This window comes from Marinobacterium stanieri, assembly GCF_900155945.1.
Lineage (GTDB): Bacteria > Pseudomonadota > Gammaproteobacteria > Pseudomonadales > Balneatricaceae > Marinobacterium > Marinobacterium stanieri.
Window position 1 is genome coordinate 172,730 of record NZ_FTMN01000009.1, and the last position, 12,269, is coordinate 184,998.

The 12,269-nt window shown below is 59.3% G+C and carries 11 protein-coding genes; 5 read left to right on the forward strand and 6 right to left on the reverse strand.

The features are described from left to right. The first annotated feature begins 53 nt into the window (after positions 1–53). Positions 54–1,811: an ATP-binding protein gene (locus BW956_RS18185; RefSeq protein WP_010321544.1), complete on the forward strand. Its 1,758-nt coding sequence runs from the start codon at positions 54–56 to the stop codon at positions 1,809–1,811. On the opposite strand, the gene BW956_RS18190 is transcribed toward BW956_RS18185, so the two are convergent. Beyond that, positions 1,708–2,325, reverse strand: a complete 618-nt coding sequence (locus BW956_RS18190) for an arylesterase (RefSeq protein ID WP_029510900.1) — start codon at positions 2,323–2,325, stop codon at positions 1,708–1,710. The two genes, BW956_RS18185 and BW956_RS18190, sit on opposite strands and share 104 nt — an antisense overlap. 76 nt (positions 2,326–2,401) lie before the next feature. Between BW956_RS18190 and BW956_RS18195 the strand changes: the two genes are divergently transcribed. The 3 genes from BW956_RS18195 (at position 2,402) to BW956_RS22790 (ending at position 5,737) form a co-directional block, all read left to right on the forward strand. Beyond that, positions 2,402–3,019: an ABC transporter ATP-binding protein gene (locus BW956_RS18195; RefSeq protein WP_338066357.1), complete on the forward strand. Its 618-nt coding sequence runs from the start codon at positions 2,402–2,404 to the stop codon at positions 3,017–3,019. Next, positions 3,016–5,478, forward strand: a complete 2,463-nt coding sequence (locus tag BW956_RS18200; protein ID WP_076465014.1) for an ABC transporter permease — start codon at positions 3,016–3,018, stop codon at positions 5,476–5,478. The genes BW956_RS18195 and BW956_RS18200 overlap by 4 nt, the downstream gene beginning before the upstream one ends. 133 nt (positions 5,479–5,611) lie before the next feature. Then, a complete protein-coding gene (locus BW956_RS22790; RefSeq protein WP_272941689.1) occupies positions 5,612–5,737 on the forward strand; it encodes a hypothetical protein in 126 nt (41 codons plus the stop codon). Positions 5,738–6,033: 296 nt separating this feature from the next. On the opposite strand, the gene rpiA is transcribed toward BW956_RS22790, so the two are convergent. After that, positions 6,034–6,708, reverse strand: coding sequence for a ribose-5-phosphate isomerase RpiA (gene rpiA, locus BW956_RS18205; RefSeq protein WP_076465086.1), 675 nt, complete (start codon positions 6,706–6,708; stop codon positions 6,034–6,036). A 155-nt stretch (positions 6,709–6,863) separates the two neighbouring features. On the opposite strand from rpiA, the gene ilvA reads away from it, so the two are divergent. Next, positions 6,864–8,381, forward strand: coding sequence for a threonine ammonia-lyase, biosynthetic (gene ilvA, locus BW956_RS18210; protein WP_076465017.1), 1,518 nt, complete (start codon positions 6,864–6,866; stop codon positions 8,379–8,381). A gap of 53 nt (positions 8,382–8,434) precedes the next feature. Here ilvA and BW956_RS18215 read toward each other — a convergent pair whose 3' ends face one another. The 4 genes from BW956_RS18215 to BW956_RS18230 form a co-directional block, all read right to left on the reverse strand. Continuing rightward, positions 8,435–8,947 carry a hypothetical protein gene (locus tag BW956_RS18215; protein ID WP_010321538.1) on the reverse strand — a complete coding sequence of 171 codons (513 nt, stop codon included), beginning with the start codon at positions 8,945–8,947 and terminating at the stop codon, positions 8,435–8,437. Positions 8,948–9,081: 134 nt separating this feature from the next. After that, positions 9,082–10,479 carry a TRAP transporter large permease gene (locus BW956_RS18220; protein WP_076465020.1) on the reverse strand — a complete coding sequence of 466 codons (1,398 nt, stop codon included), beginning with the start codon at positions 10,477–10,479 and terminating at the stop codon, positions 9,082–9,084. Beyond that, positions 10,476–11,030, reverse strand: coding sequence for a TRAP transporter small permease (locus tag BW956_RS18225; protein WP_076465023.1), 555 nt, complete (start codon positions 11,028–11,030; stop codon positions 10,476–10,478). Before BW956_RS18225 ends, BW956_RS18220 begins: the two co-directional genes overlap by 4 nt. Before the next feature lie 263 nt (positions 11,031–11,293). After that, positions 11,294–12,106, reverse strand: coding sequence for a DctP family TRAP transporter solute-binding subunit (locus tag BW956_RS18230; protein ID WP_276327839.1), 813 nt, complete (start codon positions 12,104–12,106; stop codon positions 11,294–11,296). Between the last annotated feature and the right edge of the window lie 163 nt (positions 12,107–12,269).

Sequence of the window (12,269 nt, forward strand, 5' to 3'; positions counted from 1 at the left end):
GCGCCTTTTGTGTTTATAATCGAGACATTTCCGTCGGCAAGGACAGCCTCAGAATGCTCACTCCCACCACCCGCAAAGCGCTATTGTTCTGGCTTCTGCTGGGCGTCATTACCAGCACTTTGATCCTGCGACTGGATTACGCCAGCATCAGTCAGCACCGCGAAGGACTGGTACGGACGCTGGAGCAGAACCTGCAAAAAGGTCTGGCCCATGAAGCAGCAGTGCTGCAGCATGCTGCCCACCTGGCTGACCGTTACCGACCACTGCCCTTTCACCTGCAGGATCACCTGCACGCTCTGTTAAATCTGTCCACGGCCGTGCAGCAGCTGTACCTGATGCAGCGGGTGGAAGAACCGGATGTGGACGCCTTTCTGAAACAGATGCGGCGGCGCCAACCCGGCTACCAGCTCCAGGGCCTCAGCCCCATGACGCTCCCCCCGGTTAGCCCTGACAGCGGTAATCCGGTGCATCATCCAGTGATCATGGCTCTGTCCGAAGGCGAGGCTCCAGCACCCTGGCAGCCCGGCACCGATCCTGGCCTGAGCCCGGCGCACAGAGCCGCGGTCATGAGCACTCCCAGTGCCGACACACCCCGCTATTCCCAAGTGTATCGCCTGCAACAGGGCGGGCCTGCCGTCAGTCTGTATGTACCGGTGGGCAATAGCGCCGATCTGCTGGGCCTGACCGCTTCCCTGTCGGATTTGCTCGATGCTCAGGATCTGCCGGCTGGCAGTGTACTGAACCTGGTCGCCGGCGATAAAACCTTCCCCGTGCTGAGCTCGCCGCCGGATGTCACGCCACTGTTTTACCTGCCGCAATCCTTTTCACTGCAACTGGATGAGCAGACATGGCAGCTGGCCTATGACTACCCGGTGTTCTGGCATCAACTGAGCTGGGGACCACAGCTGCTGGCGCTGGTGCTCAATACGCTGGGCAGCCTGCTGTTTCTGGCCTGGCTGCGTCAGCGCGAGGCCACCACCAGTTGCCGCCTGGAAAGCCAGCAGGTACATCAGCTGCAGCAACACCTGCAGCAACACAGCCAGGCTCTGCAGGAGCAGCTCAACGAGAACCAGCTGCTGACCCATCGTATTCTGGATATTCAGGAACGCGAACGGCGTCATCTGGCGCAGGAGCTGCATGATGAGTTGGGCCAGTGCCTGACCGCCATCCGCACCGATGCCCGCATGCTGCTGCAGGACCACCCTGACCCCGACAGCAGCGTGCACCAGCATGCCGAGAACATCGACAGCATTGCCGGCCACATCTACGACGTTACCTACGACCTGATGCACGCCCTGCGCCCCACACTGCTGGATGATCTGGGTCTGGTTGATGCCTTACGCGAACTGGTCGGCGGCGGCCAGCTGGAGCGCCAGGGTATCCGTGTGGATTTGGCCCTCAAGGGGGCACTCAATGAGATGGGTGAACGCTACAACATTACCCTCTACCGCCTGATTCAGGAGGCACTGACCAATATTCAGCGTCATGCCCAGTGCCGACAGGTCAGCCTGCGCCTGGAACGGCTGGATATCGATACGCTCGATGATCGTGTAGAACTAGAGATCAGTGATAACGGTCAGGGGTTCGATCCTGCCGACCAGCGTCATAGCCGCCGCTTTGGCCTGCTCGGCATGCAGGCGCGGGTGCGCGCCCTGCACGGCGAATTTGATCTGCACAGCCAGCCGGGTGAAGGCACCCGGATCAGTATCAGGATTCCTCTGGTTGCAGCAGAGGTGCGAGGTGAGGCCAGACCGTCTGCAACAGAATCGGTTGTGCCGCCGCGGTTGGATGCAAACCGTCAGCCTGCATAAACTGAGGCTTGAGCGCGACTCTTTCCAGCAGGAAGGGGACGAGCGGCAGCTGATACTCCTGTGCCAGATCGGTGTAAATGGAATAGAACCTTTGCGTATATTGCGGTCCATAGTTGGGTGGGATTCGTATACCGACCAGCATGACCTCTGCACCTGACTGGCGGCTCAATTCCACCAGCTGACGCAGGTTCTGCTCCATAACGCTCAAGGGCGTTCCGCGCAGACCGTCGTTGGCCCCCAGCTCCAGCACCACCAGATCAGGCTGGTAGTCAGAGAGCAGCCGTGGCAGGCGCTGCAGGCCTCCGCTGCTGGTTTCACCACTGATGCTGGCGTTGATAACACGGTTTGCCCACTCACGCTGTTTGAGCTCCTGCTCCAGCAGATGAACCCAGCCCTGCTCGGCCGGGATTCCGTAGGCGGCCGACAGACTGTCCCCCAATACCAGCAGGGTTTTCGCCTGCAGGGGAGACACCCACATCAGCAACATGAACAGAATGGAAATCAGGGATCGCATGTCACACCTCAACCAGGAAAAGCCGCTTATTGAGGCCCAAGATGTCGCAAAAAGTTTCAGGACACAAGCCGGATCAGTGCAGCTGTTCCAGGATTTGGTGCTGGAAATTCAACGGGGCGAGAGTCTGGCTATCATCGGCCGCTCCGGCGCCGGCAAATCCACTCTGTTAAGTCTGCTGGCCGGGCTGGACACACCCACCGAGGGCCGCATTCTGTTCGACGGCCAGCCGCTGGATACGCTGGACGATGCCGCCCGCGCCCAGCTGCGCCTGCAGCAGATCAGTTTTATTTTCCAGTCCTTTCACCTGCTGCCCGAGCTGGATGCACTGGACAACGTACGCCTGCCACTTGAGATCCAGGGCCGCGCCGATGCCGACGCCCAGGCGCGCCATTGGCTGGAACAGGTTGGCCTGGGCGCACGCCTGGATCACTACCCGGCGCAACTGTCCGGCGGTGAACAACAGCGTGTCGCCATCGCCCGCGCCTTTGCCACCGAGCCCAAGATACTGTTCGCCGATGAGCCCACCGGCAATCTGGATGACGACACCGGACATCAAATCATCGAACAGCTGTTCCGCCTCAACGCGGATGTGGGCACAACCCTGGTACTGATTACCCATGACACCGACCTGGCGGCCCGCTGCCAGCGCCGGCTACACCTGCACAACGGGCGCCTGGAGGAGGTCAGCGCATGAGTCTGTTGACCCGCCTGGCAGGACGCCAGCTCCTGTCACAGCTGCGCACCACCGAATGGCGTGCACTGCTGCTGGCCAGCTGGATTGCCATTGCCCTGACAACCTTATTGGCGGTACTTGGCGACCGCCTGGAGCGCGGCCTGCTGCGTGAGAGCGCCGCCCTTTTGGGGGCTGACCTGGTCTTGAGCAGCAGCCGGCCCATCGCGCCCGACCGTCTGCAGGGTCTGCCGCTGGATAGGCTGGAGCAAACCCAGGTCATTCAGTTCCCCAGCATGGTGGGACAGGGCGACAACCTGATGCTGGTGTCTGTCCGCGCCCTGCAGGCCCCCTACCCGCTGCGCGGTGAGCTGACAACCGCTCCCGCCGGCTCCGGCATTCCGGCACCGGGTGAAGTCTGGGCCGAGGCACGCGTACTGACCCAGCTGGAGATGAGCCTGGGCGATACGCTGGAATTTGGCTATCAGCCCCTGAATCTGAGCCGTGAGTTGCTCGGTTCACCCGACCGCGGCACCGGCTTCCGCAGCTTCAGTCCCCATATTCTGGTCAATGCTGAGGACCTTGAAGCCAGTGGCGTGCTGGCTCCGGGCAGCCGCGCCAACTACCGTATTCTCTTTGCCGGTCCCGCCGAAGCGATAAGCGCACTGAATACCGCCCTGCAGCCGACACTGGCGGATTACGAACGCGTGCATGCCCTGAGCAAGGACCAACCGCTCACCGGCAACGCACTGGGCAACGCCCTCAGCTACCTCAAGCTCAGTGCGTTGATTGCATTGCTGCTGTCAGCACTGACCATTGTGCTGGCCCTGCGCCGTTTCAGTCTGGGCCAACATACGCGCAGCGCCCTTCTGTTAAACCTGGGCCTGCGACCAGGCCAGTTGATTCGAGTGTATTTGTACCAGCTGCTGCTGGCCTGGTTGCTCACCGCAACGGCCGGCGTACTCACCGGTTTTGTGCTGGAGCTGGCGGTTTATCAATGGCTGGCCGAACTGCTGCCGCAAGCTCTGCCGGCGGCGCACTGGTTGCGCTGGTTCAGTGGCGCAGCCCTGGGTCTGGCTCTGCTGGTCCTGCTGGGGCTACCGCCGATTCTGCAGCTGGCCCGTATTCCGGTCGCCCATCTGCTGCGCGGTGATGCCCCGCCGCGTGATCGCACCGCGCTGATATTGCAGGCCACTTCGCTGCTGCTACTGGCGGCCACGCTGCTGGCCTTTCTGGAAGCGCCGCTGGCGGCACTGGGTCTGTTGCTGTTCCTGCTGCTGGGCGGTGCCCTGTTCGGCTGGGTGGCCCAGGCCGGATTACAGCTCTGCGCCCGTCCGCTGGCCAAACGCCTGCTGCTGGGGCGCCTCCTGTTGATGCGCCTGCGCCAGCAACGCCAATGGCACCGCCTGCAGGCGGCGGTCGTGGTGATGCTGCTGACCCTGCTCAGTGTGGTCTGGATCAGCCGCTCCGATCTGATCGAGCAGTGGCAGGCACAGTTCCCGCAGGACACGCCCAACTACTTCCTGATCAACATTCAGCCCTGGCAGAAAGAGGGTGTGGACGAGTTCTTTGCCGGACGTCAGCTGGAAACCGAGTTGTACCCGATGATTCGTGGTCGCCTGACCGAGCTGAACGCCGAGCCGATCAAGCCACAGCTCACCCCTGAGCAACAGGACCACAACACTCTCAGACGCGAGCTCAACCTGAGCTGGATGGCTGAACGCCCTGAGCATAACCCGCTGGTCGCCGGCGAGTGGTGGCAGCCGGGTGACACCGGTGCCATTTCCATCGAGCAGGAGATGGCGCAGGAGCTGGGTCTGGAACTGGGCGATACGCTGGGGTTCGATGTCGGCGGCGTGCGGGTTGAAGGCGAGATTCGCAACATCCGCGAAGTGGTCTGGACCTCGTTCCGTCCCAACTTCTACATCATCTTCAACCCGGAAGCGCTGCAAAATGCACCGGCTACCTGGATTACCAGTTTCCACCTGGAGCCGGAACAGCGTGCGGTCAGTCGTGAACTGCTGCAACAGTTTCCCTCTCTGACTCTGATCGACATTGACCAGGTGCTGAACCAGCTGGCCGGCTGGCTGCAACGTCTGGGCGACAGTTCGGCGCTGATCCTGGCCTTGAGTCTGGGCTGCGGTCTAATGCTGCTGGGGGTTACCCTGCTACAGGCACTGGAACAGCGACGTTTTGAAAGCGCGCTGCTGCAGACACTGGGGGTCACGGCCGATCAGGCGCGACGGCTGGATTTGCTGGAGTTCCTGTTGATCGGCCTGGTCTGCGGCGTGCTGGCCAGTGCCGGTGCTGAAGCCGTGCTGGCAATGCTGCACCAGTGGCTGCTGCAGATACCGCCTCGCCTGCATCTGGGGCTCTGGCTCAGCTTGCCGCCGCTGGCTGCACTGATCTTCCTGCTGATTGGCTGGATGATCCGTCGACCGCTGAAACTGGAGCATTGCTACCGTCTGTTGCGCGCAGGCTGAAAGCACTTGGGAGTTAATCCTTTCTCCCTACAAAAACAATGCCAATACCTGGCTATAAAAGCGCCAGCGTATTGGCTATAATCGCCGACCTTGATTTTGATCAACAATTAAACATTTCAAGTGAGGGTAGACGATGGCTGACCACGACGAAAACTTCCGCGATCCTGCAGGCTACGGCTGGATTTTCATCAATATCCTGGCGCTGCTGTGGATCACCATGCCGGTCAGCATCGCTCTGACCAAAGTGGTGCAGTGGTAAACACACCACTGGCGGGCTGTTGTCACGTCGCTCCTCAAGACAGCTGAACTGACACGCCGCACAGGCCTTAGCGTACTTACATGGCTCTGCCTGCAACGCCGAGGCCTGACACCCTCCTCCGCGACACTCTCCCAGGCCCGGACCGGGCTAAGCAAAATAAAGACGTTCTGATGCTATCCATTTCGGTGCCAAACCGGGAGGAGACAGGGGGGACATTCGGGCCGAATACGCGCAATACAAAGCCCGAAAAAAGATACCCCCGCCGCGGATACGGCGGAGGCTGAGAGTCAAACGCTTCAGGCGTGACGGATGGTTTCCACTCCGTCGGGCGTGCCCATCAGGATAATGTCGGCGCCACGTCGAGCGAACAGGCCGTTGGTGACCACACCCACCATATTGTTGATCTGGGCTTCCAGCGCCTTGGGATCCAGCACTTCCAGATCGTGCAGGTCGAGAATAATGTTGCCGTTATCGGTGACAAAGCCCTCACGGTACTGCGGCTGACCACCCAGCGCCGCCAGCTGACGCCCCACATAGGAACGCGCCATCGGAATCACTTCCACCGGCAGCGGGAACGCGCCCAGCAGATCCACCTGCTTGCTCTGATCGACGATACAGACAAACTCCTTGGCCACGGCTGCTACGATCTTTTCACGGGTCAGCGCTCCGCCGCCGCCCTTCACCAGATTCAGGTGCGGGTCGAACTCGTCAGCGCCATCGATGTAAAACTCCATCTGGCTGACCGAGTTCAGATCCAGTACCTCGATACCATGACCGCGCAGACGCTCGGCTGTGGCTTCAGAGCTGGCTACAGCACCGGCAAAGCGGTGTTTGATCTTGGCCAGTGCATCGATAAAACAGTTCGCGGTCGAGCCGGTGCCCACACCGATGATGCTGTCATCTTCGAGGCGGCCCTGAATGTGATCGACGGCAGCCTGTGCGACCGCCTGTTTCATCTCGTCTTGTGTCATGGTTGTGCCCGTTGCTGATTCAAACTGAACAGCAATTATACGCAACCCGCCGTTGCCCTTGTAGACGCTGGCACATGTAGCCGATACCATTTGGCGAAACATTGCTCACACCGGCCCTGTTGCAGCGGCCCTACCGAGATACAGATACCTGTCCTATGCCACATCGATATATCAAGAAGATCCTCGAAGCACGGGTCTATGACGCCGCTGTTGAAACACCGCTGGACGAGGCCCGCGGCCTGACCGAACGCCTGGGCAACCGGGTGCTGCTGAAACGTGAAGATGAGCAGCCGGTGTACTCATTCAAGGTGCGTGGCGCCTACAACAAGATTTCGCAGCTGTCCGAAGAAGAAAAGGCCCGTGGCGTCATTACCGCCTCCGCCGGCAACCACGCCCAGGGTGTCGCCCTGTCGGCCCGTCTGCTGGGCATCAAGGCCACCATCGTGATGCCGAAAACCACCCCGGACGTAAAGGTGAATAACGTCAAGCGCCTGGGTGGCAAGGCCGTACTGGTGGGGGATGCCTTTGATGATGCCCGCCGCCACTCCGAGAAGCTGATGGAAGAAAAGGGGATGGTCTACGTACACCCCTATGACGATCCGGACGTGATTGCCGGCCAGGGCACCATCGCCATGGAAATCCTGCGCCAGGAAAGCGGCCATATCGATGCCATCTTCGTCCCTGTGGGCGGTGGCGGCCTGATTGCCGGCGTCGCGGCCTACGTGAAGTACCTGCGTCCGGAAACCAAGGTGATCGGCGTGGAATATGCCGACTCCGCCTGCCTGGCGCTGGCCATGCAGGAAGGCCATCGTGCCGTGCTGGATCAGGTGGGCCTGTTTGCCGATGGCGTTGCCGTCGCCCAGATCGGCGAAAATACCTGGGAAGTGTGCAAGGACTTCGTCGACGAGGTGGTCACCGTCTCCACCGACGAAATCTGTGCCGCCATCAAGGATATCTTCGATGATACCCGCTCGGTCACGGAGCCGGCCGGTGCGCTGGGTGTGGCCGGTCTGAAGAAATATGTCGCCCGCGAAGGCATCAGCGACCAGACCCTGATCGCCATCAATTCCGGTGCCAACGTCAACTTCGACCGCCTGCGCCATATTGCCGAGCGTTCCGAGCTGGGCGAGCAGCGCGAAGCAATTATCGCCGCCAAGATCCCGGAAAAACCGGGCAGCTTCAAACAGTTCTGCAAGGTACTGGGCAAGCGCAACATCACCGAATTCAACTACCGCTACAGCGATGACGACCAGGCGATCGTCTTTGCCGGCATTCAGATCCGTCCCAACAATGATGGCCGTGAAGAACTGCTGGGCGAGCTGCACGAGCATCTGGATGAAGTGGTCGATCTGACCGATGACGAAACCGCCAAGCTGCACGTGCGCTACATGGTCGGTGGCCATGCTCCGACCAGCGTGGATAACGAAGTCGTGTACCGCTTTGAATTCCCGGAACGTCCGGGCGCGCTGATGAAATTCCTCAGCAAACTGGGCGGGCGCTGGAACATTTCCATGTTCCATTATCGTAACCACGGCGCCGCCTACGGGCGTGTACTGGTGGGCATGCAAGTGCCAGATGCGGAGCGCGACCAGGTCGTCGCCTTCCTGGAAGAGATCGGGTACACCTACTACGACGAAACCGGCAACAGCGCCTACAAGCTGTTCCTCGGCTGACCGCGAGCCCCGTCACTCACACTGTGGCGGGGCGCAAACGCCGGCTGCGTTGCTCAGCGCGGCTGGTCCGGGGTTTCCGGTGAATACTCGAACTCCTGTCGGGTCAGTGCCTGCAGGGTAAACAGCGCCAGCGAGATAATCCCCCAGCTCAACCCCAGCACCACACCGGCATCGATGATGCCACGCCAGGGCTGTTCCAGCATCCGTACCAGCAGAATCAGGCCGATAATGCCGCCGGTCAGGCAGTAAGTGACAATCTTGCGCCGTTTCTGTGCATGGAAAAAACCCATGCAGAATACCGGTGCCAGCACCGCTCGCAGCGGCGTCACATTCTGTTTCAGATAGCGAATCCGCGCAGCCACACGGGGCGAGAAATTCTGCTGAAAGCCTCGATACCCTTCGGCAAAGCCCATAAAGGCCAGACACAGCGCCAGCGCCAGCCAGTGATACCACTCAAAATTGCCCAACGGCATCTCCAGCGCCATGCCGCCCAAGCGATAGATCGCGCTGGAAAACAGCAGGCAGATGCCGGTGAAGCCCCAGAGTGCTGCAATTACTCCGAGCATAAAGACTCTCTGTCGGATGAACGAAAACGCGCATTATAGCGCCAACCGCCACACATAAAAAAACCGCTGCCCGAAGGCAGCGGTTTCACCTCTGTCAGCATCCTGCTGACGAAGGTCGGATCTCCTGTGGTGGATCAGTAACCTTTCAGCTGATCGATATACTCCGGCAGGAACAACGATATCTGCGGTATATAGGTGATCAGTATCAGGAAGAACAGCAGCAGGCCCAGCCAGGGCAGACAGGCCTTGATTACCCAGATCATGTTGCGCCCGGTTATGCCGGCGGTCACGAACAGGTTAAGCCCCACTGGCGGTGTCAGCATGCCGATCTCCATGTTCACCACCATGATGATACCCAGGTGGATCGGGTCGATACCCAGCTGCATGGCGATCGGGAACAGGATCGGCGCCATGATCAGCAGGATCGCCGACGGCTCCATGAAGTTACCGGCAATCAGCAGCAGAATGTTAACCACAATCAGGAAGCCCCAGGCCGGCAGGCCCCACTGCATGATCATTTCCGCAATGTTGTGCGGAATACGCTCGGTAGTCAGCACGTGGGCAAACAACATGGCGTTGGCGATGATGAACAGCAGCATCATGGAAACCTTGGAGGCATCCACAAACACCTTGCGCACTTCAGGGTGGGAAATGGAGCGCGGAATCGCCATCACCACCTGAAACAGGTTACGCGCCACGGCGCTGCCCATGGCCTCACCTTCATTGCGCCAGGCCACACCTTTCAACGGGCCGATATCACGATAGCCCATGACAGCGATCAGGTAGGCATACACGGCCGCAACGGCTGCAGCTTCTGTCGGAGAGGCGATACCACCGTAGATGGAACCCAGTACGATCACGATCAGCATCAAACCGCCCATGGCGATGCCGCCGGAACGGAACAGCTGCTTGAAGCCCGGGAACGGCTGCGACGGCAGCTTCATGATGCGCGCGGCAATGTAGATCGCCACCATCAGCAGCAGACCCATCATCAGGCCCGGAATGAAGCCGGCCATGAACATGCGCGAGGCCGATACTTCGGTTGCGGCAGCATACACCAGCATCACGATGGACGGCGGAATCAGAATCCCCAGAGTACCGGCGTTGGCAATAACGCCTGCGGCAAAGGCTTCCGGATAACCGGAGCGCACCATACCCGCGATTACGATGGTGCCGATGGCCGCAACAGTCGCCGGCGAGGAACCGGACACGGCAGCAAACAGCATACAGGCCATCACTGATGCCATCGCCAGACCGCCACGGACATGGCCGATGGCATCAATAGCGAAGTTGATCAGGCGCTTGGCCACACCACCGGTGGACAGAAACGCGGATGACAGAATAAAGAAGGGAATCGCCAGCAGGGTGTAGTGCTCAGAGGTAGCCTCGAACAGCTTCAGCGCCACCGACGCCAGCGAATCGTTGGAAAACAGCAGGATCGTGGTGACACTGGACAGACCCAGTGCAATCGCGATCGGCATCCCCATCAGCATGCAGCCGAACAGGATGATAAACAGCATGGCAGTGGTCATTGGCGTGCCTCCCCGTCATCGCCCTTGAGGTCACGGGCAATTTCCATACTCTCTTCGGCTTCATCGGCAAAGTGGAAACCGTCCGCTTCACCCTTGAGGACTTTCCAGCCCAGCTGCAAAAAGCGCAGCGCCAGCAGGCCAAAACCGATCAACAGGATCGTCATCACGGTCCACTTGGGAATGGGCACATCCTCAAGCTCGATACCGATCATTTTCATCTTGGCCAGGTAAATCCAGGAGCCGTACAGGAAGAGGCCGCAGTAGAACAGACAAAGCGCAACCGCAATCAGAGTCACACCACGGTGTACCCCGGCCGGCAGCATTTTAACGAAGACATCCACACCTATGTGGGCGCCGACTTTGACACCGTAGGAGGCACCGAACAACACAAACCAGGCTGACAGCAGAAGGGTGACCTCCTGCGCCCAGTGAATGCCGGCGTTAAAACCGAAGCGCGCGACCACTTCTGCAAATACCAGCAGGGTCATGGACAGCAGCAGCAGCGACAGGATCGCCTCTTCGATGTGCGTTACCAGATTACGTACAGACATAGCTTTTTCCCGGTCTCGGACAGCCCTTCGGGCGAAGGGCTGCTGCGGAGCGGCCTGTGCGACCGCCCCTGATGGATCTTGTGTTCAGTGAATTACTGGTTGGACTGAACAGCCGCTTCGATCAGGTCAGCACCGATTTCGTCTTCGAACTCTTTCCACACCGGTTTCATGGCTTCCACCCACTGCTGACGCTCGGCATCAGAGATCTGCAGAACTTCACTGCGACCGGAGTCGATGATCGCCTGACGATCTTCAGCCGCTTTCTAACCAGAGATGGAGTTACCGTAAGCGATGGATTCATCCAGTGCTTTTTTCAGCTCGGCACGCACATCATCATCCAGACCGTTCCAGAACTCGGCAGATGTCACAACCAGGTAGTCCAGCACACCGTGGTTGGTTTCGGTGATGTATGGCTGTACTTCGTGGAATTTCTTGGAGTAGATGTTGGACCAGGGGTTTTCAGCGCCGTCGATCGCCTTGGTCTGCAGCAGTGTGAACACTTCAGAGAACGGCTTTTTCAACGGCACGGCATCGACCTGCTCGAACTGCGCCTGCAGCACATCAGAGGTCATGATGCGGAATTTCTTGCCGGCTGCGTCAGCCGGTACACGCAGCGGGTCGTTGGCAGACAGCTGTTTCATGCCGTTATGCAGATAACCCAGGCCCACCAGGCCACGCTTGCGCAGAGAGTTCAGCAGTTCCTGACCCTTGTCGCTCTGCTGGAAACGCTCAACAGCTTCCATATCCTTGAACAGGAACGGCAGGTCGAATACCTGCAGGGACTTGGTGTACTTCTGGAACTTGGACAGGGACGGTGCCGCCATCTGCACATCGCCCAGCAGCATGGCTTCCAGTACCTTGTTATCACCAAACAGCTGGGAGTTCGGGAACACCTTTACTTCAACCTTGTCGCCCATACGCTCGGCAACAAGATCACGGAATTTCAGAGCCATCTGGCCTTTCGGGGTATTTTCGGCCACCACGTGGGAAAATTTCAGCTCGATAGGAGCAGCAGCAGCGAATTGAGCACCCAGGGTCAGGGCCAGAGTTGTAGCAGCAGCGGTCAGTAAGCGCATGATGAAGTTTCTCCTGTTATTTCTGTTGTTGGTGCCTTCATGCCGATCTTTTTCTTGGGGGTGATCGGTCGCAGGAAACACAGGAGTCACTAAGCAAGGCTGAGGCCAAATTTACAAAAAAGCGCTAAATAAATTAAATATCCTTTTTATATCAATTATTTAA